The sequence below is a fragment of the Streptomyces sp. NPDC001732 genome, assembly GCF_053596315.1.
Window position 1 is genome coordinate 1 of sequence record NZ_JBSFFY010000040.1, and the last position, 25,810, is coordinate 25,810.

At 70.2% G+C, this 25,810-nt stretch carries 27 protein-coding genes and 1 pseudogene; 9 read left to right on the plus strand and 19 right to left on the minus strand.

What is annotated here, in order from left to right; translation table 11 throughout:
* Window positions 1-256: 256 nt before the first annotated feature.
* Window positions 257-2,860 carry a WD40 repeat domain-containing protein gene (locus ACWCXX_RS28780; protein ID WP_451132213.1) on the plus strand — a complete coding sequence of 868 codons (2,604 nt, stop codon included), beginning with the start codon at window positions 257-259 and terminating at the stop codon, window positions 2,858-2,860.
* A gap of 405 nt (window positions 2,861-3,265) precedes the next feature.
* Here ACWCXX_RS28780 and ACWCXX_RS28785 read toward each other — a convergent pair whose 3' ends face one another.
* Window positions 3,266-3,814 carry a hypothetical protein gene (locus tag ACWCXX_RS28785; RefSeq protein ID WP_451132214.1) on the minus strand — a complete coding sequence of 183 codons (549 nt, stop codon included), beginning with the start codon at window positions 3,812-3,814 and terminating at the stop codon, window positions 3,266-3,268.
* Between the two features lie 140 nt (window positions 3,815-3,954).
* On the opposite strand from ACWCXX_RS28785, the gene ACWCXX_RS28790 reads away from it, so the two are divergent.
* The 3 genes from ACWCXX_RS28790 (at window position 3,955) to ACWCXX_RS28800 (ending at window position 6,637) form a co-directional block, all read left to right on the plus strand.
* Entirely contained in the window at window positions 3,955-4,806 is an 852-nt protein-coding gene (locus tag ACWCXX_RS28790; RefSeq protein WP_451132216.1) for a maleylpyruvate isomerase family mycothiol-dependent enzyme, read from the plus strand.
* 665 nt (window positions 4,807-5,471) lie between these two features.
* Entirely contained in the window at window positions 5,472-5,849 is a 378-nt protein-coding gene (locus ACWCXX_RS28795) for an ASCH domain-containing protein (RefSeq protein ID WP_451132217.1), read from the plus strand.
* Window positions 5,850-6,181: 332 nt separating this feature from the next.
* Entirely contained in the window at window positions 6,182-6,637 is a 456-nt protein-coding gene (locus ACWCXX_RS28800; protein WP_451132219.1) for a VOC family protein, read from the plus strand.
* A gap of 194 nt (window positions 6,638-6,831) precedes the next feature.
* On the opposite strand, the gene ACWCXX_RS28805 is transcribed toward ACWCXX_RS28800, so the two are convergent.
* The 4 genes from ACWCXX_RS28805 to ACWCXX_RS28820 all read right to left on the minus strand — a co-directional run bounded on the left by ACWCXX_RS28805 (window position 6,832) and on the right by ACWCXX_RS28820 (window position 9,218).
* Window positions 6,832-7,233 carry a hypothetical protein gene (locus ACWCXX_RS28805; RefSeq protein WP_451132221.1) on the minus strand — a complete coding sequence of 134 codons (402 nt, stop codon included), beginning with the start codon at window positions 7,231-7,233 and terminating at the stop codon, window positions 6,832-6,834.
* A 322-nt stretch (window positions 7,234-7,555) separates the two neighbouring features.
* Window positions 7,556-7,984 carry a DUF6892 domain-containing protein gene (locus ACWCXX_RS28810; RefSeq protein ID WP_451132223.1) on the minus strand — a complete coding sequence of 143 codons (429 nt, stop codon included), beginning with the start codon at window positions 7,982-7,984 and terminating at the stop codon, window positions 7,556-7,558.
* Window positions 7,985-8,169: 185 nt separating this feature from the next.
* Window positions 8,170-8,385, minus strand: coding sequence for a DUF397 domain-containing protein (locus ACWCXX_RS28815; RefSeq protein WP_451132225.1), 216 nt, complete (start codon window positions 8,383-8,385; stop codon window positions 8,170-8,172).
* Window positions 8,382-9,218 (minus strand): helix-turn-helix domain-containing protein, encoded by an 837-nt coding sequence (locus tag ACWCXX_RS28820; protein WP_451132227.1) that lies wholly within the window; start codon window positions 9,216-9,218, stop codon window positions 8,382-8,384. The genes ACWCXX_RS28815 and ACWCXX_RS28820 overlap by 4 nt, the downstream gene beginning before the upstream one ends.
* A gap of 107 nt (window positions 9,219-9,325) precedes the next feature.
* Between ACWCXX_RS28820 and ACWCXX_RS28825 the strand changes: the two genes are divergently transcribed.
* From ACWCXX_RS28825 to ACWCXX_RS28835, 3 genes are read left to right on the plus strand one after another with little or no spacing between them, the layout of a single operon-like run.
* A complete protein-coding gene (locus tag ACWCXX_RS28825; RefSeq protein WP_451132228.1) occupies window positions 9,326-9,586 on the plus strand; it encodes a hypothetical protein in 261 nt (86 codons plus the stop codon).
* Window positions 9,583-9,843 (plus strand): DUF7848 domain-containing protein, encoded by a 261-nt coding sequence (locus ACWCXX_RS28830; protein ID WP_451132230.1) that lies wholly within the window; start codon window positions 9,583-9,585, stop codon window positions 9,841-9,843. Before ACWCXX_RS28825 ends, ACWCXX_RS28830 begins: the two co-directional genes overlap by 4 nt.
* Window positions 9,840-10,283, plus strand: coding sequence for a hypothetical protein (locus tag ACWCXX_RS28835; RefSeq protein WP_451132232.1), 444 nt, complete (start codon window positions 9,840-9,842; stop codon window positions 10,281-10,283). The genes ACWCXX_RS28830 and ACWCXX_RS28835 overlap by 4 nt, the downstream gene beginning before the upstream one ends.
* Window positions 10,284-10,484: 201 nt before the next feature.
* On the opposite strand, the gene crcB (ACWCXX_RS28840) is transcribed toward ACWCXX_RS28835, so the two are convergent.
* Genes crcB (ACWCXX_RS28840) through crcB (ACWCXX_RS28850) form a run of 3 tightly spaced genes read right to left on the minus strand, consistent with a single transcriptional unit; the run spans window position 10,485 to window position 11,676 of the window.
* Window positions 10,485-10,859: a fluoride efflux transporter CrcB gene (gene crcB / locus ACWCXX_RS28840; protein WP_451132233.1), complete on the minus strand. Its 375-nt coding sequence runs from the start codon at window positions 10,857-10,859 to the stop codon at window positions 10,485-10,487.
* The gene (locus tag ACWCXX_RS28845; RefSeq protein WP_451132235.1) at window positions 10,856-11,269 is read right to left on the minus strand and encodes a DUF190 domain-containing protein; all 414 of its coding nucleotides are present in this window, start codon (window positions 11,267-11,269) and stop codon (window positions 10,856-10,858) included. Before ACWCXX_RS28845 ends, crcB (ACWCXX_RS28840) begins: the two co-directional genes overlap by 4 nt.
* A complete protein-coding gene (gene crcB, locus ACWCXX_RS28850) occupies window positions 11,266-11,676 on the minus strand; it encodes a fluoride efflux transporter CrcB (RefSeq protein ID WP_451132237.1) in 411 nt (136 codons plus the stop codon). The genes ACWCXX_RS28845 and crcB (ACWCXX_RS28850) overlap by 4 nt, the downstream gene beginning before the upstream one ends.
* A gap of 118 nt (window positions 11,677-11,794) precedes the next feature.
* Here crcB (ACWCXX_RS28850) and ACWCXX_RS28855 point away from each other — a divergent pair, with 118 nt between their 5' ends.
* Window positions 11,795-13,291, plus strand: a complete 1,497-nt coding sequence (locus tag ACWCXX_RS28855) for an alpha/beta hydrolase (RefSeq protein ID WP_451132239.1) — start codon at window positions 11,795-11,797, stop codon at window positions 13,289-13,291.
* 85 nt (window positions 13,292-13,376) lie between these two features.
* Here the strand turns inward: ACWCXX_RS28855 and ACWCXX_RS28860 are convergent.
* From ACWCXX_RS28860 to ACWCXX_RS28910, 11 genes and pseudogenes are all read right to left on the minus strand, one after another.
* A pseudogene (locus ACWCXX_RS28860) lies at window positions 13,377-14,003 on the minus strand (phosphoribosyltransferase); the annotation flags it as partial.
* A gap of 168 nt (window positions 14,004-14,171) precedes the next feature.
* Complete coding sequence (locus ACWCXX_RS28865) at window positions 14,172-14,966, minus strand: VOC family protein (protein ID WP_451132241.1); 795 nt, start codon at window positions 14,964-14,966, stop codon at window positions 14,172-14,174.
* Between the two features lie 130 nt (window positions 14,967-15,096).
* Complete coding sequence (locus ACWCXX_RS28870) at window positions 15,097-15,726, minus strand: CAP domain-containing protein (protein WP_451132243.1); 630 nt, start codon at window positions 15,724-15,726, stop codon at window positions 15,097-15,099.
* Between the two features lie 452 nt (window positions 15,727-16,178).
* Window positions 16,179-17,015: an enoyl-CoA hydratase/isomerase family protein gene (locus tag ACWCXX_RS28875; RefSeq protein ID WP_451132245.1), complete on the minus strand. Its 837-nt coding sequence runs from the start codon at window positions 17,013-17,015 to the stop codon at window positions 16,179-16,181.
* Entirely contained in the window at window positions 17,012-18,142 is a 1,131-nt protein-coding gene (locus tag ACWCXX_RS28880; protein WP_451132320.1) for a cytochrome P450, read from the minus strand. The genes ACWCXX_RS28875 and ACWCXX_RS28880 overlap by 4 nt, the downstream gene beginning before the upstream one ends.
* A gap of 339 nt (window positions 18,143-18,481) precedes the next feature.
* On the minus strand, window positions 18,482-19,876 hold the full coding sequence (locus ACWCXX_RS28885; protein WP_451132247.1) for a cytochrome P450: 1,395 nt from the start codon (window positions 19,874-19,876) through the stop codon (window positions 18,482-18,484).
* 298 nt (window positions 19,877-20,174) lie between these two features.
* Window positions 20,175-20,765, minus strand: coding sequence for a GTP-binding protein (locus ACWCXX_RS28890; RefSeq protein ID WP_451132249.1), 591 nt, complete (start codon window positions 20,763-20,765; stop codon window positions 20,175-20,177).
* Window positions 20,740-21,114, minus strand: coding sequence for a DUF742 domain-containing protein (locus tag ACWCXX_RS28895; protein ID WP_451132251.1), 375 nt, complete (start codon window positions 21,112-21,114; stop codon window positions 20,740-20,742). The genes ACWCXX_RS28890 and ACWCXX_RS28895 overlap by 26 nt, the downstream gene beginning before the upstream one ends.
* Entirely contained in the window at window positions 21,111-21,515 is a 405-nt protein-coding gene (locus tag ACWCXX_RS28900; protein ID WP_451132253.1) for a roadblock/LC7 domain-containing protein, read from the minus strand. Before ACWCXX_RS28900 ends, ACWCXX_RS28895 begins: the two co-directional genes overlap by 4 nt.
* Window positions 21,512-22,777 (minus strand): ATP-binding protein, encoded by a 1,266-nt coding sequence (locus tag ACWCXX_RS28905; RefSeq protein WP_451132255.1) that lies wholly within the window; start codon window positions 22,775-22,777, stop codon window positions 21,512-21,514. The genes ACWCXX_RS28900 and ACWCXX_RS28905 overlap by 4 nt, the downstream gene beginning before the upstream one ends.
* A gap of 491 nt (window positions 22,778-23,268) precedes the next feature.
* Window positions 23,269-23,715 (minus strand): hypothetical protein, encoded by a 447-nt coding sequence (locus ACWCXX_RS28910; RefSeq protein WP_451132257.1) that lies wholly within the window; start codon window positions 23,713-23,715, stop codon window positions 23,269-23,271.
* A gap of 26 nt (window positions 23,716-23,741) precedes the next feature.
* Here ACWCXX_RS28910 and ACWCXX_RS28915 point away from each other — a divergent pair, with 26 nt between their 5' ends.
* The gene (locus tag ACWCXX_RS28915; RefSeq protein ID WP_451132259.1) at window positions 23,742-25,796 is read left to right on the plus strand and encodes a bifunctional serine/threonine-protein kinase/transporter substrate-binding domain-containing protein; all 2,055 of its coding nucleotides are present in this window, start codon (window positions 23,742-23,744) and stop codon (window positions 25,794-25,796) included.
* Window positions 25,797-25,810 lie beyond the last annotated feature (14 nt).

Consider the following 25,810-nt stretch of genomic DNA (forward strand, 5'->3'; position numbering starts at 1 on the left):
GCGCCCGTACGCCGTCTGCTGATGGTCGAGTGCACCGAATGCGGCGTACCCGGACGCCCCGAAGCGTTCCGCGACGGCCTGTGCACCCCCTGCCGCCAACCCCATCCCGACCCGGCGGGCTGACCAGGCGGCCTGAAACGGCTCCGGATCCGCTGGTGCGTGAGGGTGTTCCCGGTCATGGGTGTGGTGGAAATACCTGTTCTTGTGACGGGATTCTCCCGGGAGGTGTCAGTGGGGGTGGCTACGGTGCGGGTTTATGGATGGTGACCTTCAAGGTGATGGCGAGCATGGTCAACCCACCTCTGTTGGCGGGTTGTTGACAGATCCTGCGTGGCTGGTGAACGCGGACCCGCGGGAGGTGTTTGCGGTGCTGGATGATGCCGTGAGTCTGGGGGAGGGGGCGGCGGCGGTGGTGTACCGGGCTTCGGCCGAGGTGCACCGGAAGCAGAATGCGGGACAACGGCGGTTTGTGCTCGCGGTGGACGCGGCGAGGTTTGGTGAGCGAGTCCTGGCGGCTCGGTTCGCGGCGGTGGACGTGCCGGGGGAGCGGCCTGTTGGCTGGCAGGTGGCATGGGCGACGGGCTCGCTGGCGGACGTGCGCCTGCTGCGGACGCTGACTGGTCACGAGGGCTGGGTGACGACCGTCGCCACCGCCGTTGCCGGTGGTCGTGCGGTCGCTGTGACAGGAAGCCGGGACAACAGTGTTCGGGTGTGGGACCTTGCCGCGGGCCGGGAGGTCTGCGTACCGCTGATCTGTCGCACGGACACATGGACGTCGCAGACCGCCGAGGTGGCATACGTCGCCACGGCTGCGGTGGACGGCCGCGACGTTGCCCTGCTGCTCGAGCAGCTCCACGGTGAAGAGCGGGTGCTTCTGCTCGATCTGGCGGATGGGTCCCCGACCGGTGAATGTGTCCGCGTCGTGGACGTGACGGAGTGGGACGGCCTGGGCGTGGTGCTGACTGTCGAGAACGACAGGACCCTGCGCTTGTGGAGCGTTGCCACTGGTGACGAGATCGGCTCGTCACTGCCGGCACGGATCCTGAACGGCCCCGATGAAGACCCGGTTGCTGTGAGCGCTGAGCTCGGTGGTGTGGCAAGGGTCTGGGATTGGGCCGGCGATGTGCTGGAGTCGGCGCCGGTGGACGACGCCGGGGATCTGTCCGATGCACCCGCTTCAGCGGTGGTGGTCGACGGACAACTGGTCGCTGTCGCATTCGACGCTTTCGGCATCGATGGCTTCCACGATGGTGAAACAGCGGTGACTGTCATGGGCGACCTGGCCGCTGCTTGCGGACGTCCGTGTGGCGAGGTGGTGGCTGTTTCCCATCTTGTGGAAGCAGAGGGACGGCCAGTCAGCCTGGTGCGGGGACCCGGCGGGTCGCTGCGTGTGTGGGATCGGGTCAAGGGGTGCCGGATCGGCGAGACCGGATGGGGGGTGCGGACCGCTGCGCTGTGCGGACAGCCGATCCGGCTGCCTCACGAAGGCAGGAGCCAGGAATACCGGGTATGGCAACTTGCTCATCCCGCCGCAGTCCTGGGTGAGGATGTGATCGCTCGACTGCGTTCTGCGAGTGTGGTGGGGACAGGTGTCGTCGGGGGACGAGCGCTTTGGCTGGCCACCGACGCAGATCATGGGGTGCGGTTGTGGGATGCGACCACGGGCGCGGCGGTGGGAGAGCGGCTTGCCGGGCACACGGACCGGGTCCGGGCAGCGGCCGCGGTGGCGGTGGACGAGCGGGTAGTGGCTGTGACCGCCGGCCTGGACCGGACGGTGCGTGTATGGGATGTGGCCACGGGGAGGCAAATCGGCGGGCCGTTGAACGGGCACACCGCGCAGGTGTGGGATGTCGCGACAGCGACCGTGGACGGGCGTCCGGTTGCCGTTACCGCTGGGGCGGACTGCACCGTGCGCGTCTGGGATCTCGGACAGGGCAGGGGCGGGCACCGCCCCGTCTTCGGTGGTCATGACGAAGCGGTGCTGGCCGCAGCCACGACCACCCTGCACGGCAGGCCGGTCGTCGTCACAGCCGGGGCGGACGAGACCGTGCGCGCGTGGGACTTGGCCGGCGGAGCACCTGTCGCCGAGCACATCGCCACTGAGGTCTGCGCCATGGTGGCGGCGGAGGTGGACGGGTGTGCCGTCGTGGTGACCGCGGCTCCGGATGCCACGATTCGTCGGTGGGACCTGGCCTCCGGCCAGGAGATCGGCCGGCCCCTTGCCGGACACACCGGCAGGATCCTGACCATGGCCACCGCACAGGTCGAAGGGCGATCCGTTGCGGTGACCGGCGGCTCGGACGGCACCGCACACGTATGGGACCTTGCGACCGGGCGGCCATTCGGCCCACCTCTCACAGGCCACACCAGCCGCATCACCGCTCTCGCCACCGCCCACGCGGACGGGCGTGCGTTGGCAGTGACCGGCAGCTGGGACAAGACCGTGCGCCTGTGGGATTTGACCACCGGCCGACAGATCGGCGAACCACTGACCGGCCACACCGACTGGGTGACGTCGCTGAGCACCACCGCGATGAACGGGCATCCCGTCGCAGTCACCGCCGGCCGGGACGCCACGGTCCGAACCTGGAGCCTGCTTGACTGCAAGCAGATCGGCGAACCACTGCCCTGCCCTGCCGGAACCGTGCACGGCATGACGACGGTAGCGAACGGCAACAGCCCATACCTGATCACAACATGTGGCAGCGAGGAAGTATCGGTGCGCGACCTTGCCACCGGCGCCGAGATCGCCTCACCACTTGCGTTCCCCTCTCCTGTCCAGGCGCTCCTTGCGGCACCGGACGGTCGGCTCGTGGTCGGTTTCGGCAGGGAGATCGCCCTCTTGGCCCCCCTGACCTGAGCACATCTTTCGCCGAGGAAAACAGACTGTCGCTCCAGCGCACGTCCCACAGGACAGAGCTGCGGAGGGATCGCCTGGCGCCTCCGCCTCGCCTGGCGAGGCGGAGGAGGGGCCCAGTCACACGCGCACGCAATGGGCGAGCCTCCTTCGCCCTGATCGGTACCAACCCTCTCCTGGCCTCACTCCTGGCTGTCCAAGCTCACCGCATCAGCCCCACCGACGAAGCCACGAGCAGCATGCGGCTGAGGCCGGCAAACGAATCTGTCGAGCCGTCGGCCGGGACTTCAGCCGACGAGAACGCTCTATGTACTTGCACGGGCAGACAACCGAGCCGGTCTGCCCAGTCCCTGCAAGGCGTTGAGCACGCCTCCAGCTGCGGCGACAGGCCGGCTCAGCGGTCGTTCCTCACGGCTGCGCGGGTTCCTGCTCTTCGCATGAGCCGCGGAGCGCCGTCAGCGCTTCCCAGCCGTCTCCCCGGGGGAAGAGGCGGAGGGCGGTGCCCTGGTCGGTGTCCAGGACGACGTAGTGCTCAGGGGTGTGGGACAGCTCGCCCCAGGGCTCGCGGGTGTGGGCGCGGGCCAGGGTCTGGCCGCACGGTGTGCAGCTGATCCAGGGGACCAGGAGGAGCTGGTCGGCCAGGCCAACCGTGGTTGCGGGCAGGGGGGTACCGGCCGTGTTCTCGATCAGGCACAGGGCCGAGACGGTTCCGCTGCCGGGACACTGGGAGAGGCGTGGCTCAAGGGGAAGGGGCCACATTCCCCAGGCTTCGCAGACGACGGCGATCTCGGCCCGGGTGGTCTCGTCCATGGGCACTTGGTGTCGTAGGAGGGCGGAGACGAGCAGTTCGAGGCCGCCTTCCTGTTCACCGATGTTCCAGGAGTCCATGACGTCCTGGGCGTCGTCGGATGGCAGCAGGGCGGCGAGCCGGTGCCACACGGCAGCTTCATCGGTCATGCCGGGAGGCTACTTAACTTGATTGGGTGATGTCGGGCCTGGCCGGCACCGGTCCGATCCCGGACGGCTGAGGCACGAGCTCCGTTCCACCGGGGAGTATTCGATGGCAGGCCGAGGCTCCCGGCTGACAGGCTTTGACCGTGAGTTCCCAATCCAACGGCACGTCCGGTACTTCCTGGCTGGGAGACCCGATCGACGCTCGCCCGTTGTTCGGTCCCGAGCTGGAGGCGTTGGTCGGCACCTTGCGTGGCCTGCGGCCCGCTGACTGGAGCAGGACGGTATTTCCGCGCTGGACTGTGCATGACCTTGCCGCCCACATCCTCGGCGGCTACTGCGGCCGCCTCGACCGTAGCCCAGGCGGATCCCGGGGGGCCTTCATGCCGGGCGAGACGCTGGAGGCCTTCATCCATCGCACCAATCAGGAATGGGTCGACCTCCGCGCTGGTGACAGCCCCGATTCGCTCGTCGATGCCCTGCAGGCGGCCGGGATACAGCTCGCCGATCGATTCGCCACTGCCGATCTCGAAGCGCCCGCACTGGGTGTGTCATGGGCAGGAGTCGACCCGGCGCCAGGATGGCTGGACATCGCCCGGGAGTTCACCGAGCACTGGACCCACCGGCAGCAGCTCCGCCACGCCATCGGCCGCGACACCGACCCCGAACCGCATGCCTTGTCCACGGTCCTGGACACCTTCATGCGGGCCCTGCCTCACACCCTGCGAAATACGACAGCACCGGTCGGGACCCAGATCGAAGTGATCGTCGAGGGGGCGGCCGGCGGCACGTGGACCGTCACCGCCACCACGGAGCGCTGGTCACTGGTCGACCCGCCCAGCGGTCGGCCGACCGCATCGGTGTCCCTGAATGCAGAATCCGCCTGGCGCCTGTGCACACGTGGCATCGATCCCGCCACTGCCCTTGGCCTGGCCCGTGTCCGGGGAGAGCACCGACTCGCCGAGGCTGCATGCCAGGTCGTGTCCATCGTCCACTGATGACACCTGGGCCGTTGGTGACCAAAGAGACAACGACGAGCGCGCCACTCACCGGCCGACACCACGCATTCAAATTCAGTGGTACGAGCGATGCGGACACCGAGGGCGGTCAGCTGCCACCGTTGTTGTCCTTCCGGCCGCCCACCACTGCGGATACGATCCACGCCGCCAGCGCGACGAGGAAGAACACGACGATGATTGTCGGGAGTGCTGAACTCACAAGTCGGTCCCCCTACGGGATTCGTGACCACTTCCGCCCGAAGTATGCGTCATCTGAAGCGAGTTGAAGGTAACGAATCAGTGCTCTGTCTGCGAGTGCTGGGGGGCACCCCCTCTTGGGCTCGTCGTCGGTCGGTCGGCTGTCACCAGGTGGTGAGGTCGACCGTGTGGACGCAGTGCTGGTCGGTTTCGTCGGTCGTCCGGCGTTCCTTCTCGCGTACGAGTGCGGGGAGTGCGGCGAGCAGCGCTGTCCGAACCATGTGCTGCGAGCTTGGTGTCAGCGTTGATCACGGCGCTGATCTTCGGTGGCAGTGGACGCTGGGCCGGTTCGGTCCGGTCGCGCCGCAGGGCGGTGAGCTGGGCATATGATCACGGGCGTGCCGCCTGTGGGCCGGAGGGCTGCACTGAGGTGAGAGGGCGGGACGATGTGGCCGCGAGTCAACGGTATGCGTGCGCTGGAGCTGGGACTCCCCGGTGACATGCGGGACATGCTCAACTCTCTGGTTCTGACGGGCGCCAAGACCGCTACGACCTGTCTGCTCGACGAGTACGCAGAAGAGGCCGAGGGCCTGGAGTACATCGGTGAGCGGCAGGCCCTCCTGGACAATGAGGGCCGGTGCGTCGCCACCCTGGAGTTCATCGGCGTAGAAGTGAAGCCGTTTGGCGATGTCACCTGGGAGCACGCCAGGGCCGAGGGGGAGGGGGACGCGTCTCTTGAGGCCTGGCGCGATGTGCACCGCCGTTTCTGGGACCGTGCGGGCACCCCGGTCGATGATCACACCGTCGTCGTCTGCCTGACCTTCCGGACAGTGGAAGACAGCTGATCGCCCGGTCGCACCAGCGGCACCCCCTCCGCTTGAACCACGCGCCGCTCGCCGCCCGGCCGCCTCGAAGCCCGTGGAGCGGTCGCCGGGCAGGCCTTGCCCCCGCATTTCCCCGCAGGGCGGCACCAAGTCTTCCGCGATCTCGTCCTCGGCCACCGTACCGTCGCCGCCCATGAGACACGGGATACGAGCCGATCCACATGTGGTGGGGCTGCTCCAACTCGCCTGCAGCATCATCTGCTTGAGACGACTCCGGACATCATTCTGAAACGATCGGCAGAGCGGGTTGCGAAAGTGGATCGTCTGTCAGACCTGCCTGGGATGCTGCGCGCATGGAGATGACAGTGCAGCTGACGATCGACTGCTCCGACCCGCAGAGAATGGTGACCTTCTGGGCCGAGGCCCTGGGCTATGTGCCCGAGCCCCCACCGGGCGGGCACGCCACGTGGCGTGCTTACTGGGCGGCGGCGGGGGTGCCCGAGGAAGAATTGCCGGCCGGTGCCGGGGACATTCCGGAGTCGATCATCGATCCCGCGGGACGTGGGCCGAGGGTGTGGTTCCAGCAGGTTCCGGAGCCGAAGGCCGCCAAGAACCGGTGGCACTTCGACCTGAAGGTCGGTGGGGGCCGGGACGTCCCGCTGGACGTCCGCGCACAGCGGGTCGAGGCCACGGTGGAACGGCTGGTCAACGCCGGTGCCACCGTGCTGCGGATCAAGAACGAGCCGGACATGGGGCTCTATGCCGCCGCCATGCACGACCCCGAGGGCAACGAATTCGACGTCGTCTGAGGGGCGTTGCGGCAGCGCTGGTCACAGCCACTCGTTCACGGCTGCGGCCGGCACTCCGCTGCGGCCGGCACTCGGCTGCTCGGCAGCTTGGTGGGCGCAGTCCAGGGCCCTGCGGTCGCCCGCCGTTCCCTGTGCTGTCCGGCACGTGAGTGGCACGCGCTGTGCAGCCACTGATTGCTGCCGTACAGCCACCGTCACCAGTCTCGCCAGTCGTCGGTGATCTCGGTGGGGTTGATGCCTCGCCTCGCGGCCAGAGCCGGTACATCGATTCCGTGCTCTGCCAAGGTCTGCTCGATGTAGAGGCACAACTCTTCGCGCTCTTCGGTCTCGTAGCCGGCACCGTCGTGGTCCTCGTTGATCTTGTTCAGCACGAGAACGACGCGTTTGATCGCCTCGAAGACCTGCTGGTCGTCCTGGCCCCCGAGAAGGCTCACGTCCGACTCGAACGCGAGCAGAGCGCTGTCGGTCGCCGCCAGGAGCGACTCAGGGAAGAGCTCCGCCAGGAAGGCTTCGTCCGGCGCCAGTCTCCCAGCATCGAGATCGGCCGTTTCTTTCTTGAGGCGGGCGCGCCATTGTTCCGATGGTTTGGTTGCCATGCCGGGGACTGTAGGTCCTGGCTCTGACAGTCTCGTCGCGGTACCCGCCCTCAGGGCTGTCCCGTAATCCCCGGCGGGCGCGCGACGACAGCTACAGCACCTCGCTGCGTTGTCGGAACGTCCGAAGACATCCAGTATGCGGACGCCCCTCCGCCTTGCGATGCACCGCATCTGACGCCGCGCGCTGATCCACCGGGGATTACGGGACAGCCCTTAGCCAGGTGACCAGCGGTGCTGAGGAGGCCGGCTCTTCGGCTTTCGGCGAGGCAGCAGCCTTCGTCTCCCGCTACTCGGGCTGATGCATGACATTTGACGACAGAACCTAGAGCAGGTCCGCCTCGATGCCGCGGTTTCGGAGCTCGGCGAGCTGCTCGTCGGTCGCGGCGAGCACGGTCATCTCCGTGAGGTGCGGGAAGAGTGCGACGTCGCGGAAGTCCGTGATGTCGAAGGTGTCGTCCTCCCCGCTCCACTGCGGGCAGATCGCCATGTAGACCTCGTTGCCGCCGTCCTGATCGATGGAGGTGACGGCGTCGGCGAGATCAGCGGGGATCTCAAGCGCCTCGAACCAGGCGAGGACTTCCGGGATGGGCTCGGTCGAGCCGAAGACGTCCGTCGTCGACGTGATCTGGTGCTCCTGGGCAAAGGTTGCGAGGTCGAACGCCGGGGTGAGCAGTTCCTGGGTGTACATGAGCTCCTCGATGACGGCAAGCTTGAAGTTGCGGTCGTGGAACTGCAGGGTCTCAGCGGTCATCAGAGGGGCCTCTCCGAGAAATGATTCAGATCACCGGCGAACGCGGGGTGTCACGATGCAACCTATCCACCGGCAGGCTCCCGTTCCCCGCGCCCGCAGGAGTGTTCAGGTCCTTGCGGCACAAGTGTGACTCAAGAGCTCGCAGGGCGGGGCTTCTTGGATCACGTGCGCTGGGCCTGTCGGTCTCAGACGGTGCCGAACTCTCCGGCCTTGACGCCCGTCACGAAGGTGGCGAAGGCGGTGGGGGAGGTGTTCAGGACCGGGCCGCCCGGGTTCTTGGAGTCGCGGACGGGGACCACGCCGTGCGGGGCGACGAGGTTGGCAGCGACCTCGATGCACTGGCCGCCGTTGTCGCTGTACGAAGACTTGAACCAGCGGGGGGAATCGGTCGTGGTCGTCACAGGATGCCCTTTCGTGCCTCGTTAATCATGGCCACGGACGCCGCCTGGGACAGCGCTTCGGCCTGTAGTTGATGGTAGGACGCCAGCAGGGGGAGCACCAAGGTCGTATCGCGCTCCAGGTGACCCCGCATCTGGGACTCCGCATACGCGACCACGGACATGTCCGGCAGGGTCAGCAGGGTCATCGGCAGGTTGAACGGACGCCGCTCCATCCCGTCGAACGGGGCGATCTGGAGCACGGTGTTCGGCTGTTCGGCGAACTTCAACAGTCGGTCGAGCTGGGCGGCCATGACCTTGGGCCCGCCGACCTGCCTGCGGATGCAGCTCTCGTCCATCACTACCAGCATCGTCGGAGGACGGGGCCGCACCAACGCTGCCTGACGCTCCGCCAGGAACGAGACTCGCTCTTCCGCTTGCTCCGGAGTGATCGCCCCTCGCCGTACAGCGCTGTTCGCCAGCGCCCGTGCGTACTCCAGTGTCTGCAGCAGCCCGTGGATGATCCCGACTTCGTAGAGCCGGATCTCTGCTGCGCGGCCCTCGTGTCCCACGTACTGCGGGAAGCCCTCCAGCAGTGATCCGTGCTTGATCGCGCGACACTGGCGTTCGAACGTGTCAGCCGTTTCCCCGGTCCCGAAAACCCGGTCGGCACTGCGCGAGAACCGAAGAGTCGGCATCTTGCGGCCAGTTTCGACGGCGGAGATGTGCGTGCCGGAATAGCCCATGTGAGCGGCCAGTTCCTCCTGCTTCCAGCCGTTGGCCTCGCGCAAGCTGCGAATGCGTGCGCCGAAGGCGGCCATTGGACTGCTCTCGGGGTCCAAGTCCTTGCGGTTCACCGGCTGTCACCTGACTTTTCGTTCGCGCTCAACAAGTTGAAGCGCTCTGGACTCTAGGCCACGCTGAGCCCTCTTGGTAGCGGAACCGTTACGGAGAGGAGTCGGCGGTGTCCGGAGAGAATACTGCCGCACATCGGCAGGAACCCCCTCAAGTCCCGTCCCGTGGAACGCTCTTGGTGGACATAGGGCATCGCGACCGGGTGGGTGAGTTCCGTGGGGTGGCCGGCCCGTACTGGTCGTTGCGGCCGGTCAGTGGCGGTACGGAGTGGGAGGCGGAGCCGGCGGACGTGCGGCTGCCGAGTCCCGAGGAGCGGTTGCGGGCCGAGATCGCGCGGTGCAATGCCCGCAGTGCGGGGAGGATTCTGTGACCGTCCACCGGTACCGGTTCGTGCAGTGGGCGCTGCGGCCCGACATGGAGCCGGATGCGCCGCCGGCCGTGCACCGGTTCCGGTGTCTGGCGCTGGACGACCGCGACGAGGAGTGCGGTGCGCGTTCCGCCGCTTTCGCGGACGTGGGTGAGGCGCAGGAGTGGGCGTTCGGGCACTGGCGGGCGCACCCGGAGCACACCGGTTTCGTCGAGGTGGTCGAGCGTCCGTGGGTGATGTGGATGGACGGCCCGGCATGAACGACGGCCTGAACCAACTGTCGGAGCCTGCCGGTTACCTGTGTGTGGCGCTTGCCGAGGGGCTGGTGTACGGCACCGGGAAGACCACCCAGTACGTCCTGGGGACCTTCCGGACCATCTCCCCGGTTCTCGCGCTGCGGTGGCTGGGGGGTCAGGCGCTGTGGATCGTGGACCGGCTCGACCCCGACCCGCGCCGCTCGCCCTGGGTCCAGCCCTTCATGCGCCTCCCCGCCGCCCCCACCCCCGTCTCTGTCCGCGACCGGCCCGCCGAACTCCTCGCCTGGTACCAGGACCGCGAAGGACAGCGCGCCGCCCACGCCCACCTCAAGAACGGCCACCCGCTCCTCGTCGTCGTCCCCGACACCGACTGCACCTACACCCTCTCCGTCCATCCCGAAACACACCCTGGGGCCCACCCCGGGGTCCCCCCGGTCGAGTGACCGGACCGGGTCGGGGACGGCGTGGTGCGTGAGGGGGGAACGAGGGGGCGCCTAGGGTCGGCGGCCGACGGACCTCTGTCGGCGCGGAGCGGGTTGAATCGCCCGACGTCCGGCGGCGGTCCCTCCTCAACGGCGTCCCTCTGCCATCGCCTCGCATTGCGGTGGCAGGGGACGCCGACCGTGGCCGTTCCGCCCCCGGCCCTACGCCCAGAGCGCCTGCGCGAGCGAGACACCGGCGAACGCGGCGCCCAGCCCCGCGACCACGCTCGCCGCCACGTTGGCCACCGCGTAGAACCTGGCGCCGCCCTCGGCCAGCCGGAGCGTCTCGTAGCTGAACGTCGAGTACGTGGTGAGCGCCCCGCACAGCCCCGTACCGAGCAGCAGCTGGAGGTGCGAGGAGGCGGCACCGGCCGCCACCGCGCCGGTCAGCAGCCCCAGGACCAGCGAACCGCCCACATTGACCGCGAAGGTGCCCCACGGGAAGACGGTGTCGTGCCGGGCCTGGACCGCCCGGTCGGTCAGATAGCGCAAAGGGGCCCCGACCGACGCCCCGATGATCACCAGCAGCCAGTTCACCGGTCCCGGTCCCGCTTCCTGTCCCGTTCCCGGTCGTCCGAGTCGAAGCGTACGACCTCGCACTCGTCCAGGAGGACCAGGCCGCCGTCCGTGACCAGCTCCTCGATCAGCGGCAGGAACGCGCGGACGCGCTCCTCCGCGTCCACGATCACCACCACCACCGGCAGGTCCTCGCTCAGCGAGAGCAGCCGCTGGGTGTGGATCATCGACGAGGCCCCGAAGCCCTCGATCCCGCGGAACACGCTCGCGCCCGAGAGACCCGCCCGGTGGGCCCGGTGCACGATCTCCGTGAACACCGGCCTGTGGTGCCAGACGTCGGACTCGCCGACGAGGACCGTCAGGCGCAGCGCCCGTTCCGTACGCGGTGCGTGCTCCGGGTGCTCCGGGGACTCTGTGTACGGCCTCGTCATGCTTGCCTCCACGCCAGGACGCGGCGGGTCGCCCACATCGCGCTCCACACCGCCGCGAGGGCCGCGAGCAGTGTCAGCCCCAGGTACGCCATGCCGGTGCGGACCCGGTCGGCGTCGATCAGCCGCTCGATGTCCACCGCGTACGTGGAGAACGTGGTGAACCCGCCGAGCACCCCCGTACCGAAGAACGGCCGCACCAGCCGGTGTGCCGCCCATGCCTCGCTGATCACCACCATGAACACGCCGATCACCGCGCATCCGACGACGTTCACGACCAGTGTCGTCCAGGGGAAGCCGCCCGGGGCGGTGGGCCAGATCAGATTCGCCCCGTACCGGACGGACGCTCCCAGCGCACCGCCGAGCGCGACCACCGCGACGACGGGACCTTGGGGGTTCCGGGCTCCCATGGGCGTTCTTCTCCTGCCTGCTCCGAACACCAGGCTATCGCCGCAGGGGGATACCCCCACCCCGAGGTGTCCCGCCTGCCGGATGGGCCGCGCGACCCGGCCGGGCCAGGCTTGCGCCATGACAACTCGCCGCACGTCCGTCGCCCTCACCGCCCTGTCCGCCGTCGTCGTCGCCACCGCCCTCACCGGGGCCGTCACCCCGTCCGCCCACGCGGCCTTACCCGCCCTCGACTGGAAGCCCTGCGCCGTCGCCGGTGGCCCCGCCGCCCAGGAGTGCGCCGAGCTGCCCGTACCGGTCGACTACCGCGCCCCGGACGGCCCGCAGGCCCGGATCGCGGTGACCCGGGTCCGCAGCGACCGCCCCGGGGCCCGCCGCGGGACGCTGCTGCTGATCCCCGGCGGCCCCGGCTCCTCCGGGGTGGCCCTGGTGGCGAAGAAGGGGGAACGGCTGCGGCAGGAGATGGGCGGCCGGTACGACATCGTGAGCCTCGACCCGCGCGGGGTCGGCGGCAGCACGAAGGCGAGCTGCGGGCTCGAACCGGAGGACCGGGACCTGGTGCACATGCGGTCCTGGCCCGCCGCCGACGGCTCGATCACCGAGAACGTGGCCCGGTCCCGCCGCACCGCCGAGGCGTGCGCCCGCAACGGCGGGGCGATGCTGCGGAGCCTGACCACGGCCAACGAGGTACGGGACATCGACCGGTTCCGGCAGGTGCTGGGCGAGGAGAAACTCTCGGCCTGGGGCAGCTCGTACGGTACGTACGTGGGCGCCGTGTACGCGCAGAAGTACCCGCGGCACACGGACCGCTGGGTGCTGGACAGCAGCGGCGACCCCGACCCGTCGCGGGTCAGCCGGGGCTGGATGGCGAACATGGCACCGGCCGTGGAGGTCAGGTTCCCCGACTTCGCGCGCTGGGCCGCGGATCCGGCCCGGGAGGCGGAGGGGCTGCGGCTGGCCCGGGAGGCCCGGGACGTACGGCCGCTGGTGCTGGACCTGGCCGCGCGGCTGGACCGCGCACCGAAGGAGACCACCACGCCCGGTACGCCGCTGACCGGCAACCGGCTGCTCCAGGCCCTCCAGATGGCCCTGTACAACGACTCCGCCTTTTCGCAGCTGGCGGAGCTGATCCGGGCGGCCGGGGACCCGGCGGCGAAGCCGGTCCTGCCGCCCGGACTGGACCGGCCGCTGTCCAACCAGGACGCGGCGGTCACCATCGGTGTGATCTGCAACGACGTGCGCTGGCCGGCCTCCGTGCCCGGCTACCGGCGCGCCGTCGCGGCCGACCGGGCGAAGCACCCGCTGACCGCCGGGCTGCCGGCCAACATCACCCCGTGCGCGTTCTGGAAGGACGCCCCCGCCGAGCGGCCGACCAGGATCACCGACGAGGGACCCTCCAACATCCTGATGGTCCAGGGCCTGCGGGACCCGTCGACCCCGTACGCCGGCGCCCTGAAGATGCGCGAGGCGCTCGGCGACCGGGCCCGGATGGTCGCCGTCGACCACGGCGGACACGGCATCTACCTGGGCAACGGCAACGCCTGCGGCGACCGCACGGTCACCACGTTCCTGACGACGGGGGAGCGGCCCGAGCAGGACACGTACTGCGCGGACTGAGCCCCGGACCCGGTCCGGCTTCCGGTCCCGGAAGCCGGTCTCCGGCCGGTCAGTCGCTGCCGGGGGGCACCCGGCCGCCCTGCCGGGCCTCCGCCAGCAGGGTGACGACCTCCTCGTCGGAGGTCTGCTCGAAGTCCCGGTACCACTCGCCGACGGCGTGGAACAGGCGCGGCACGGACAGGCACACCACCTCGTCCGCGCTCCGCCGCAGCTGTACGACCGCATCCGGCGGGGCCACCGGCACGGCCGCCACCACCCGGGCCGGGCCCTGCGCCCGTACGACCTGGCAGGCGGCCTCGGCCGTGGCGCCGGTCGCGACGCCGTCGTCCACGACGACCACCGTCCGGCCGGCCAGCGGGATGCGCGGCCGGCCCGCGCGGTACACCTGCGCCCGCCGCACCAGCTCGGCCGCCTCGACCCGCTCCACCGCCGCGAGATCCTGTCGCGCGGACCGGAGGCGGCCCACGACGTCCTCGTTGAAGACCCGCACCCCGCCCTCGCCGATGGCGCCGAACGCCACCTCCTCGTGGTGCGGCACACCGAGCTTGCGGACCACGATCACATCGAGTTCGGCGCCGAGCGTCTGCGCCACCTGGAAGGCCACCGGGATTCCGCCACGGGGCAGTCCCAGCACGACCGGGTTCTCCCGCTCCAGACGGCGGAGCGCCTCGGCCAGCTGCTGTCCCGCGTCCACACGGTCGGCGAACAGCACGGAGGTTCACCCCCAACCGGGGAGGAAAAGGGCACGCGTGCGTACGCGCCCCACCGCCCTCCCCACCTCGAAGCAATCCCACCCGGGGCCGGGGCGCAACTCGGCGGAGCCCGCCGTACGGGCGTCACGGCAGGGCCCGGCCCCGGTGCCACGCCCGTACGGCGTCCGTCACGCCGGGGACATGCGGGGGAACTCGCCCTCGGTCGTGTTGATGTCGATGACGGAGAACGCCGCGCCCTGCGGGTCGGTCAGCGCCGCGAACCGGCCGAACGGCATGGTCATCGGGCCGAACCGCAGCACCGCGCCGCGGCCGGTCGCCTTCTCCACCGCCGCGTCGCAGTCCGCGACCGTGAAGTACACGTTCACGAACGGCGACACCTCGGGCGGGAACTCCTTGCCCATCCTCATCCGGCCCATGACCGCCCGGTCGCCCATGCTGAACAGCCGGAAGTCGACGTGCTCGTCCGCCACCTTGACCATGCCGTACGGGAAGACGGCGGGGAAGAAGGCGTCGGACTTCTCGGGCTCCCGGGTGAAGACCTCGGCCCAGGCGTACGCGCCGGGCACGCCCTGCGCCTCGAAGCCCTCGTGGGCGCCCGCCTGCCACACGCCGAAGACCACCCCGCCGGGGTCGCGGGCCAGCACCATCGTGCCGAAACGGTCGACCCGCATGGGGTCCATCAGCGTCTCGCCGCCGTTCGCCCGGATCTTCTCGGCGGTGGCGACGGCGTCGTCCGATGCGAGGTAGAGGCACCAGGCCGCCGGGCTCTCCTGGCCGGGCATCGGGGGCACCACGGCGGCGACCGCCTTGCCGTCGGCGTACGCCTGCGTGTAGCTGCCGAACTCCGTCGCGGCCTCGCCGAACGTCCAGCCCAGCACGTCACCGTAGAAGCTCTTCGCCGCCTCCACGTCGGCGAACATCGCATCGGCCCAGCACGGTGTGCCCTCCGGTTGTGCGGCCATGGTCCTGACTCCTTCGCGTTCGGTGGGTGGGGGATCCGGCTTGTCACGCTAGCCAGCCGGGCCCGGCCCCGCGCGCCGAGGCGGAGAAGCCGCGGCGAAGCAGCCGAAGGAAGGAACCGCAAGGAGCCGATCAGCGGGCGGTGCCGAAGTCCTGCGTCCAGTAGCTGCCGGGCTGGGCGAGGCCCACGCCGATCTCCTTGAACGAGCAGTCGAGGATGTTGCGCTTGTGACCGGGGCTGGACATCCAGCCCGCCATGACGCTCTCGGGGGTGTCGTAGCCGTAGGCGACGTTCTCGCCGTACGCGCGCCACTCGTAGCCGGCGTCCGTGATCCGGTCGCCGGGGGCCGAGCCGTCGGAGCCGGTGTGGGACATGTTCCGGTGCGCGGCCATGTCCTCGCTGTGGGCCTGGGCGGCCTTGGTCAGCTCGGCGTTCTGCTTCAGCGGCGAGCAACCCGCCTTGCCGCGCTCGCTGTTGACGAGGGCCAGCACACGGGCCGTGGCCCCGGTGGCGGGGGCGCCCGTGGACGGGGCGGACGGGGTGGACGGGGCGGTGGATGCGGTGGGCTTCGGGGCGTTCGCGGGGACGGTGTGGGTCCTCGGCCCGCCCCGGTGCGAGGTGTGGTGCCACGACGCCTCGGCGGCCGGCTTCCCGTGGGGGTCGTAGCAGGCCATGGCGACGGAGGGGACACCCACGGCTCCCACGGCCAGGACGCCGACGGCTATGCGCCGGTAGGGCGTCTTCCTGCGGTGCTTACTCATGTGCGACCTCGCTCGATGATCGCGGAGCGGCCCCGTGCGACCGGCTCCGCGCAGCTCCCGCGCCCGGCTTCGGGGCGGCTTGCGGTCGTCATTGTTGGAAGGCCCCCGGACCGGGGCAACAAGCGGAAGTACTACCCCGGCCCGTAGTGCGGCGCGGCGCTTGAAACGGGCGTGCGGGCGTGCTGGTGGGAGGCGCCGGGTCCCGGCGGAGGGCTGCTGCCCCGTCAGAAGCGTTTGCCTACTCCCGGAACGGCGGTGTGCACCGGGCGGTCCCCGGCAGCGCCGGGCGATGTCCGGACATCGGCTCATCAACACGGACAAACGCCGATGTTCTGTCGGGGGCGCTGTCTACTATCCGGTGCCCGGAGCACCGGAAAGCCCTGTGGGCGATCTCACCGGCACGGGACCCGCTTCCTCCGGAACCGCCGCCTCCGGGCCTACCGCCTTTGCGCCTAGCGCCTCCGGGTGGCCGCGGCGACGGTGGCCATCAGCTCCGCGTCCAGTACGGACGGGTCGGCCAGCCGGGTGGGGGCCGCGTAGGAGTTCAGCAGGGCCTTGGTGACGCGCAGGGCGGCCTCGGGGCGGCGCACGACGGGCTTCGCCCACTCCGTGACCGCCGCGTCGAGCCGGTCCTCGGGGACGACGCGCTGGAGGATCGACAGCTCGTGCGCCTCGGCGGCGTCGAAGGCGCGCCCGGTCAGGATGAGCTCGCGGGCGCGGGCGGCCCCGACCTCGTGGATCAGCCGGGGCAGCAGGCCGCCCCAGGCGGTGGGCAGTCCGAGGGCCAGCTCGGGCAGCCGGAAACCGGCGTTCTCGGCACCGACCCGCAGGTCGCAGGCCAGCGCCAGCGCCAGACCCGCGCCGATCGCCTTGCCCTGGACCCGGGCGATGGTCACGGCCTGGCTGGTGGAGATCGCCTCGCAGACCCGGCGGGCCTTCTCGCCCGTGATCCGGATGCCCCGCCCGGTGGGGTCCTCGTCGAGCCAGCCGGCGAACTCGTTGCGGTCGCCGCCCAGGCAGAAGTCGTCCCCGGCCCCGCTGAGCACCAGTACCCGCACGTCGGGGTCCGGCACCGCCAGGACCGTCAGCAGCTCGTCGAGCATCGTCTCGGTGACCGCGTTGCCGGTGGCGGGAGAGTTCAGTTCGATGCGCAGAAGGGGGCCCTCGCGCCGGACGGCCACGGTCTCCGGCTGCTCGCGGGAGGAGCGGCGGGTGGTGGGGGAGCGGCGAGCGGCGGTGGAGGAGCTGCGGGCGCTGGAGGAGCGGCCGGTGGTGGAGGAGGACTTCATGCCGCCACGCTCAGCGAGGTGACCCGCCGGAAGACCAGCCGGGACGCGTAGACCGCGGGAGAGACGGTGCGCAGGGTGGGGAAACGCTTCAGCAGCTGGGTGAGCAGCGTGCGGGCCTCCAGGCGGGCGAGGGCCGCGCCGAGGCAGTAGTGCACCCCGCCCCCGAAGGTGAGGTGGGTGCCGGTGCGCCGGATGTCGAAGGTGTCCGGGTCCTCGTTGCGCCGCGGGTCGTGGTTGGCGGCCCCGTACAGCACGTGGACCATGCTGTCCTTCGCGATCGGGACACCCGCCAGGACCGTGTCCTCGGCCGCGATCCGGGTGTTGATGTGGATCGGCGGGTCGTACCGCAGTACCTCGTCGACGGCGGAGTCGATGTGGCCGGGGTGTTCCGCGAGCCATTCCCACTGGCCGGGTTCCTTCAGCAGCAGCTCCACCATGGCCGACAGCAACGTCGCGGTGGTCTCCAGCGAGGCGATGGTGACGAACATGGTGAGGCGGTAGAGGATCTCGTCCGCCCGCTCGCGGTCGGGCTCCTTCGCGTCCCAGGTGTGGATCCAGCCCGTCAGGACGTCGTTGCCGGGATCGGCCCGGCGCCGACGCACCATCTCGGTGAAGTACGTGCGCAGCTGGACGGTCGCCTCGGCGGACTCGGCGAGCTGGCGCTTGGTGGGCAGCAGTTCCTGGGCGTGCACCTGGTTGTGGGTGATCTCCAGGATGTGGGGGTAGTCCTCGGGAGGTATCCCCAGCCAGCTGCCGATGGTGCTGATCGGGAGCTGCTCGCTGACCGTGCTGACGAAGTCGGCCTCGCCCCAGCGCAGTTTCTCCTCCAGCTCGTCCAGGAGCCGGGTGACGTGCCCCTCGACCTGCGGGGTCAGCCGCTCGATGGTCGACCGGTCGAAGAGGTTGCCGAGGCTGCGGCGCTGGCAGGTGTGCTCGGGGGCGTTGAGCCGGGAGAGCGTCTTGGTCATCTCCTGCGTCGCGACCGCCTCCCAGCGCTCGGTGTCCGCCTGGCGTTCCTGCCAGGCGAAGTCCGGAGCCAGCCAGTTGCGGCCGCGAAGCACCTCGCTGCAGGTGTCGAAGCCGGTGACGAAGTACGCGTTCCAGGGTGCGCGCACCACATCGCCCATGGCCCTCAGCGAGGCCAGTACGGGGTAGGGATCGGCCTGCCCCTCCGGCGATCTGAGGCGTCGTAGGAGGGGTATGAGGGCACGGCGACCGTCGCGGGGGCTGGCTGTGCCACCTATAGCGCTCACGCAGAGTTCCTTGACCTGGGCTCCTGGTTACCGGCAGAACCTACCCCTCCGCATACGGCAGCCATGCGTGGATATCTGTTGCCCCTATCACAGACAAACCCGCGCCCGGCCCCTTGTCATATGCCGGGCGTGTCCTCAACTCCTCTGCAATGTCCTGCATTTGATGGTGTGAAACCCCCGTTTATACGGACATCCCGCCCGCCCGGTATGGGGTCAGGCGCGGAAGACGTCCAGGAAGGAGCTCCACCAGCCCTTCGTCCGCTTCGGCTGCTGGGCGTGCGCCGGGTGCGGGGCGGGCGTCTCGGTCGGTACTGCGATCCGGGGCGAAACGGGCATCTGCATCGCTGCCGTCTTGGCGCCGCGCGCCGGGCTCGGGCTGAACCGGACCGGCAGCGACACCAGCGCGCGGTGGAACGGACCCGGCCGCCACTCGACGCCGGAGGGCGACACGGCGAGGGACAGATCGGGCACGGTGTTGAGGATCTTCTCGATCGCGGTGAGGGCGATGAGCTGCGCGGGGGACTTCGCCGGGCAGACGTGCGGGCCCGCTCCCCAGGCCAGATGGGCGCCCTTGCTGAGGGTCTGGCGGGCGTCCGTGAGCGCGGGATCGCTGTTCGCGGCGGCGAAACTGATCAGTACGGGGGTCTCCGCCCGCAGCGTCGCACCGCCCAGGTCGATGTCCTGGACCGGGTAGTGCGTGGCGTAGTTGGCGATCGGCGGGTTGTTCCACAGCACGTCGTCGAGGGCGTCCTCGACCAGCATCCCGGTGCCCCGCCGCTGCTCGGCCCCGGTCTCGCTGGACAGCATGAGCAGCAGCGCGTTGGCGATCAGGTTGCGCTCCGGCTCGATGCCCGCGCCCATCAGCATGACGAGCTGGTCCTTCAGCTCCTCGTCCCGCAGCCCCGCCGGGTGCTGGATGAGCCAGGAGGTGATGTCCTCGCCGGGCTGCCGCCGCTTGAGCGCGACGAGTTCCATCAGGCACTCGGTCAGCTCGTCGTTGGCCCGGAGGACGTCCTCGCCGTCGAAGATGGCGGACATGCTGCGGGTCAGCCGGTCACCGATGTCACCGGGGCAGCCGAAGAGCTGGTTGAACAGCAGCAGCGGCAGCAGCTTGGCGTACTCGCCCAGCAGGTCGGCGGTGCCGCGCTCGATGAACTGGTCGATGAGGTAGTCGCCGATGCGCTCCACGTCCCGGCTGAGCCGGGTGGTGTTGAGCCGGCCGAGGCTCTCGGTGACCGCCTTGCGCAGCCGCAGATGCTCGGTGCCGTCCGTGAACAGGCAGTTGGGCCGGTACGCCATCATGGGCAGCACCGGGCTGTCGAGCGGTACGCGCCCCTCCCGCAGCGCGGCCCAGTGCCGCGAGTCCCGGGCGAAGAAGGACGGGTTCTGCAGCACCCGGAGCGCGGCCTCGTGCTGCACGACCAGGGTGGCCTCCACCCCGGGGGCCAGCTCGATCGGGGCGGCGGGACCGTGGGCCCGGAACGCGTCGTACACGCTCTGCGGGTCGGACGCGAACTCCGGCCCGTAGAGCGACGTCTGCCGCTCCCCGTGGTGCATCGGGCACCCGGTGGGGGCGCCGTACGGGGTGGCTCCCGGCGACGAGTCCATATGTCATTCCTAGAGGTGGGTCCGGGCCCCCGCGGGGCCCGGAAGGTGGACGGAAAACGGAGCCCGGACCGCCCGCACCGGCGGTACGGGCGGTCGAGGGCATCCGGCCGGTGGGAGCCGGCCGGGCGCCCCTCAGAACCTGTCGGGTGGCCTTCGACCGGGCAGCGGACGCGGTCTGGTGCGTGCGATTCCAAGGCGCCGGAGTGTCCTCGTAGCAGAGCTACCAGGGCATTTCGGCAACGCCGGAAGCATGCGTGCCAGGGCGTGGCCGCCCGGTCAGAGGTCACCCGACAGGCTCTCAGGCCACGCGGGCCAGCAGGTGCTGGACCAGGGTGATCAGGGCCTGTGCGGACGACTTCTCGTCCCGGGCGTCGCAGTACACGACCGGGGTGTCCGGCAGCAGGTCCAGAGCCTCGCGCAGCTCCTCCTCGGCGTGCTGCGAGTACGGGTCGAAGCTGTTCACCGCGACCGCGTACTCCAGCCCGTACGTCTCGACCAGGTCGATCACCGGGAAGGTGTCGGCGAGACGGGCCGGATCGACGAGGAGCAGCGCGCCGAGCGAACCGCGCGCCATGTCCTCCCACAGCTCGACGAAGCGCTGCTGTCCGGGCGTGCCGAACAGGTACAGCACCAGCTCGTCGCTCAGCGTCAGACGCCCGAAGTCCAGCGCGACCGTCGTGGTCACCTTGTCGGGCGCGCCCCGCAGATCGTCGACGTGGGCGCTCGCCTGCGTCATCCGCTCCTCGGTACGCAGCGGAGTGATCTCGGAGAGGGTGCCGATGAGCGTCGTCTTGCCCACGGCGAAGTGTCCGACGACGAGGATCTTCGCCGCACGCCGTACCGCGTCCGGCACATAGATGCTCTCAGCCGAACCGGACGTGGAGTCCATGCAACACCTCTTCGAGGATCTTCCTGTCAACGAGCTGGGCCGGCGGCGGCGCCTTGCGGCGGATCAGATGACCCTGTTCCGCTAAATCGTTCAGCAGCAGCCGGGCCACCCCGACCGGCTGACCGAGATGACCCGCCACCTCGGCCACCGACAGGTAACCGCCGGAGCACAGCTCCCAGATCGCCCGGACCTCCGGGCTCGCGTTCGGCGGCGGCTGCCGGTCCGGCGCGATGGTGACCAGGGTGACGAGGGAGAGGTCCCCCGCCTCGGGCAGACCACGCCCCCCGGTGATGACGTAGGAGCGGACGAACCCGCTGCTGACCGCCTGCTCCTCACCCGGCATCGTCATATGTCGATCCCCGCGTTGTGGCGGGGAGGTGTGGTCATCGCCTTCCCCAGCGCGGTGACCTGCTGCTGCATGCGGAAGGACATGGCCTCCATGTCCACGTCGGCAGCGGCGGCGGCGGCCAGGTAGGCTCCGGAGCCCGCCGCGATCAGGAAGATCCAGCCGTGCTCGTACTCCAGCAGCGTCTGGCGCCAGCGGCCCGGGACCTGGGCCCCGATGAAGGGGGCCACGGCCCGGCTCAGCGACTGCATGGAACTCATCGCGGCCGCCACGGTCTCCGCGTCGTCCCGGCCGATGTCGCTGGAGCTGGCCAGCAGCAGACCATCGGCGGAGACGAGGATGGCGTGCCGGGCACCGGGTACCTGAAGCACATCGTTGAGTACCCAGGACAGATCGGGATTCACTGGAACTCGGGTCCTTCCGTCGTCGTCATGTCACGCCCGGATCGCGTTCCGCGCTGGAACGCGCCCAGGCGGGAAGCGGTCTCCTCGTTGCTGCGCACCGGCGTCGGTTCGGTCGACGGCACCACCGAGACGGGGCTCTTGCGACGACGCTTGGGCAGGCCGCCGGCGGTGGTGGGCATCCCCACGGCGGGCCCGGCGGGCTGGGGGGCGGCGACCGGGTGATGGGCCGGCGGGAACAGCGGGGTCGGAGACTGCGCGGACGCCGACTGCACGGGCGCCGAGTGGGCGGGGGCCTGACGCCGGGGGAGCGAGGCCACGTCCGCCTCGTGCGGGACGGCGGCCGGGGGAGCGGCGGGCACGTCGTTGGTGAGCAGTTCGTCGGGCAGCAGGACCACCGCGCGCACACCTCCGTAGGGGGACACGGAGTCCACCGAGACCTTGAATCCGTAGCGGGCGGCCAGCACACCGGAGACGGCGAAACCGAACTGCGGGGGAATGCCCAGGCTGGAGACGCTGATCGAGGCCTGCGGCGCGAGGAGTGCCGCGGCGCGGTCCTTCTCCTCCTGGCCCATGCCGAGACCGGCGTCGTCGACGATGAGGCAGACGCCCTTCGGCACGGCCTGGATGTTGATCTCCACCGGGGTGCCGGGGGCGGAGTAGTTGGTGGCGTTGGCCAGCAGCTCGGCGAGGACGACCGCGACGGGCTCCACGGCCTTGCTGACGACCGAGAAGTTCGCCTGCCCGTTGATCCGCACCCGGTCGAACTGCCGGATGCGGCCCTGGGCGCTGCGGGCCACGTCGAAGACCGAGGCGACGGTCTCGCGGCGCCCGAGCCAGCCGCCGCACAGCACCGCGATGCCCTGCGCGCGACGCCCGAACTGGCTGTTGGCGTGGTCGACGGCCATCAGGTCGGCGAGCATTCCGGGGTCGTCGCCGTGCTTCTGCTGAGCGTTCGCGATGACCACCTGCTGCTCGTCCGCGAGCCCCTGGAGGGTGCGCACGGCAGCCTTGAGGACCGCCTTGGTCTCCTCCTCGGCGTCCCTGCGCACCTCGGCCAGCTCCGAGGAGTGGCGGTGCGTCAGGGTGGTGTGCGCCATGTGTAGTTCGTCCCGGTTGCGCTGCAACGCATCCCGGTCGGCCCGGAGTTCGGTGTTCTGTCTGCGCAGTCCGATATTGACCCTGCGAGCGCGCAGAACGGCACCCACAGCGATCAATGCGACGACAACCAGTGCCCAGGAAAGAGGGCCCTGTGCAAATGTCATGAAACTCACTTCAAGTGCCATGGCTAGGGAAACGGCTCTGCGCTCCCTCGCGTACCGCACATTCCGGGCTGGTCGAACCCTTGCTTGCGCCACCCAAGGAAGGCCCCTCCGGATGTGTGGCCGAGGAATTCATTCCTCCTGGAATGCCCCCATATGCCGTCAGCCCACTGGAAGTAAGATGATCTTAACATCGGTCAGACGGTCAATTGTCAAGACCGACACGCCAGTTGCACGCCCGCCCCGGAATATTCACAACCGGTGGCAAATTTCCTGCACCAGTGGTAAGTGCACATGTGCGCGATGATTTATATCGGTCAACTCCCCTGTGTGCGGGGCAGTTGGACGGTGTGCGTGCGGGGCGGGTGGGTGTGCGCGGCGCGGGGTGTCGCGGGCAGGACCGCCCGCGACACCCCGCGTCACGTGTTCATGTGTCACTTCTCACTTGCTCTGCGTGACAGGTGTCGTGTGTTGGTGCGGAATATGGCGGAAGGTCAGGACTTGACCAGGGTGATCTGTGCAGTGTTGTCACCGGCGTTCACGGTCGCCGGGTAGTCGCGGTCGTCCGCCTTGCCGAATCCGCGCAGCACGGCGGTTCCGGTACGGAAGGAGACGCCGGGCTCCATCGCGGTGGTGGGGATGGCGACGCTCCACGGGACCGGGGCGCCGGGGACGCAGTCGACGACCTCGCCCTCGAACCGGCCGACCGCCTCGCCGGCCTTCTGGGTCTGCGCGACCAGGCCGGAGAGCGCGATGCGGGCCGGCTTGTTGCAGGTCGCCGTGCCGCCGACGGTGACCGTGCCGGTCCTGGTGTCGAGCCGGCCCTCGGGGTTCAGGCCCAGACCGATGGCCAGCTCGGCCGGCGGCTCGGCGGTGCGGGCGTGGACCTCGGTTCCGGTGGGGCGGTGGGGCGGGCGGGTGCGGAATACTGCCGTACTCAATCGCCGTAGTGGGTGGGGGTATTTCGGTGCGACCGCTGTCGAAGCACGATCCGCGGCAGATCGGGCCGTTCCGGATCGCCGGGCTGCTCGGGGGCGGCGGCATGGGCCGGGTCTACCTCGGCCACTCGGCGGACGGGCAGGCCGTGGCGGTGAAGACCGCGCGCTCCGAACTGGCCGACGACCAGGGGTTCCGGAAGCGCTTCGCCCGCGAGGTGGCCGCCGCCCGGCGGGTGAGCGGGCCGTTCGTGGCCCCCGTCGTCGACGCCGCGCCGCACGACGAGGTGCCCTGGATGGCGACCGACTACGTGCCGGGCGTCTCCCTGACCGAAGCCGTCCGCGACGACGGGCCGCTGCCCGAGCACACGGTGCGGCTGCTGACGGCGGGCCTGCTGCACGCCCTGGCGGCGGTGCACGTGCACGGCCTGGTCCACCGCGACCTCAAGCCGTCGAACATCCTGCTCACGGCCGAGGGCCCGCGCGTCATCGACTTCGGCATCGCGTACTCGGCCGTGGAGACGGCCCTGACGGCGACGGGCACCGCGCTCGGCACCCCCGGGTTCATGGCACCCGAGCAGCTCACCATGTCGGGGCCCGAGGTCACGGGCGCGGCGGACGTGTTCGCGCTCGGCGGGGTGATCGTGTTCGCGGCGACGGGCGCCGGCCCGTACGGGAGCGCCGACCCGCAGGTCCTCATGTACCGCACCGTGCACGAGGAGCCGCGCCTGGACGGCCTGCCGGACGGGCTGCGGGAGCTCGCGGCGGACTGTCTGGCGAAGGAACCGGAACACCGGCCCGCGCTGCCCGTGCTGATGACCCGGGCGGGCAACCCGGGCCCGTACACCGGCTGGCTGCCGGAACCCGTCGCCGTACGACTGCGCGAGCTGTCCGCGGGCCTGGACCACCTGTCCGGACGGCCCGGCCCGGCCGCGGCGCTCTCCTCCGGTCGCCCCGGCCCCCCTGTGCCCGCCCCCGTGCCGGTCGACGCCGTGCCGACCGCTGTCGTACCGGTCGATGCCGCGCCCGCCGAGGCCATGCCGACCGCTGTCGTGTCCGCCGACGCCGTGCCGACCGCTGTCGTGCCCGCCGACGCCGTGACCAAGCGACCCCCGGCTCCGAGCCGACCCCCGGCTCCGAGCCGACGCCGGGTGCTCGCCGCGCTGGCCGGGGTCGGGGTCGTGGCGGGCGGCGGGGCGCTGGGCTGGAGGCTGTGGCCGGACGGTGCCGGGCACGCGGGGAACAAGTCGGGGAGCACCGCCGATCCCGCGGGCGGTTCGCACTCCGGCGGGAAGTCTTCGGCCGCCGTCCTGCCGAAGAAGATACGGGACAAGGGCGTCGTCACCGTCGGCTCGGACATCACCTACGCGCCCATGGAGTACGTCGACGTCGACGGCAGGTCCGTCGGGGTGGACATCGACCTCGGGAACGCCCTCGGCCGCGAACTGGGCGTGCGCTTCGAGTTCGAGAACGACGACTTCGACTCCCTGCTGGCCGGCCTGAACGTGGGACGGTACGACCTGGTCATGTCGGCGATGACCGACACCAGGGACCGGCAGCGGGGCCGGGCGGACGGCACCAGTACCGGACGCGGCGTCGACATGATCGACTACTTCAGCTCCGGCCTCGCCCTCCTCGTCCGCAAGGGCAACCCGGAAGGCGTCGGGGACATCGAGGACCTGTCCGGCAGAACGGTTGCCATCGAGCGCGGCGGCATGGCCCGGGGTTACCTGGACGAACTGGTCCGGCAGGGCGCCGACGACCTGAGGACCCGGGAGTTCGACACGGCGGACGAACTCTACGACGACGTCGTCAAGGGCCGGTCCGCGGCCGGCATCGCCGACTTCCCCGTGGCCGCCCACGCCGCCACGACCCGTTCGGGCGGCAACGCCATCGAACTCCTCGGGGACCAACTCGACCCCGCCTTCTGCGGCATCGCGGTCGCCAGAACCGAAACGGCCCTGCGCGACGCCGTACGAGGAGCCCTCGACCGCCTCATCGCGAACGGCGAGTACGTGAAGATCCTCAAGAAGTGGGGAGTGGAGAACGGCGCGGTGGGGCGGACGAGCGTCAACGGGGGCGGGTGATCGCGCAGAGCCGC

Bases quoted from the DNA above. Each gene is read 5' to 3' on its own strand.
- ACWCXX_RS28780 (WP_451132213.1), top strand. From the start codon at position 257: ATGGATGGTGACCTTCAAGGTGATGGCGAGCATGGTCAACCCACCTCT.
- ACWCXX_RS28785 (WP_451132214.1), bottom strand. From the start codon at position 3,814: ATGACCGATGAAGCTGCCGTGTGGCACCGGCTCGCCGCCCTGCTGCCA.
- ACWCXX_RS28795 (WP_451132217.1), top strand. From the start codon at position 5,472: ATGCGTGCGCTGGAGCTGGGACTCCCCGGTGACATGCGGGACATGCTC.
- ACWCXX_RS28800 (WP_451132219.1), top strand. From the start codon at position 6,182: ATGGAGATGACAGTGCAGCTGACGATCGACTGCTCCGACCCGCAGAGA.
- ACWCXX_RS28805 (WP_451132221.1), bottom strand. From the start codon at position 7,233: ATGGCAACCAAACCATCGGAACAATGGCGCGCCCGCCTCAAGAAAGAA.
- ACWCXX_RS28810 (WP_451132223.1), bottom strand. From the start codon at position 7,984: ATGACCGCTGAGACCCTGCAGTTCCACGACCGCAACTTCAAGCTTGCC.
- ACWCXX_RS28835 (WP_451132232.1), top strand. From the start codon at position 9,840: ATGAACGACGGCCTGAACCAACTGTCGGAGCCTGCCGGTTACCTGTGT.
- ACWCXX_RS28845 (WP_451132235.1), bottom strand. From the start codon at position 11,269: ATGACGAGGCCGTACACAGAGTCCCCGGAGCACCCGGAGCACGCACCG.
- crcB (WP_451132237.1), bottom strand. From the start codon at position 11,676: ATGGGAGCCCGGAACCCCCAAGGTCCCGTCGTCGCGGTGGTCGCGCTC.
- ACWCXX_RS28855 (WP_451132239.1), top strand. From the start codon at position 11,795: ATGACAACTCGCCGCACGTCCGTCGCCCTCACCGCCCTGTCCGCCGTC.
- ACWCXX_RS28865 (WP_451132241.1), bottom strand. From the start codon at position 14,966: ATGGCCGCACAACCGGAGGGCACACCGTGCTGGGCCGATGCGATGTTC.
- ACWCXX_RS28870 (WP_451132243.1), bottom strand. From the start codon at position 15,726: ATGAGTAAGCACCGCAGGAAGACGCCCTACCGGCGCATAGCCGTCGGC.
- ACWCXX_RS28875 (WP_451132245.1), bottom strand. From the start codon at position 17,015: ATGAAGTCCTCCTCCACCACCGGCCGCTCCTCCAGCGCCCGCAGCTCC.
- ACWCXX_RS28880 (WP_451132320.1), bottom strand. From the start codon at position 18,142: ATGGGCGATGTGGTGCGCGCACCCTGGAACGCGTACTTCGTCACCGGC.
- ACWCXX_RS28885 (WP_451132247.1), bottom strand. From the start codon at position 19,876: ATGGACTCGTCGCCGGGAGCCACCCCGTACGGCGCCCCCACCGGGTGC.
- ACWCXX_RS28890 (WP_451132249.1), bottom strand. From the start codon at position 20,765: ATGGACTCCACGTCCGGTTCGGCTGAGAGCATCTATGTGCCGGACGCG.
- ACWCXX_RS28895 (WP_451132251.1), bottom strand. From the start codon at position 21,114: ATGACGATGCCGGGTGAGGAGCAGGCGGTCAGCAGCGGGTTCGTCCGC.
- ACWCXX_RS28905 (WP_451132255.1), bottom strand. From the start codon at position 22,777: ATGACATTTGCACAGGGCCCTCTTTCCTGGGCACTGGTTGTCGTCGCA.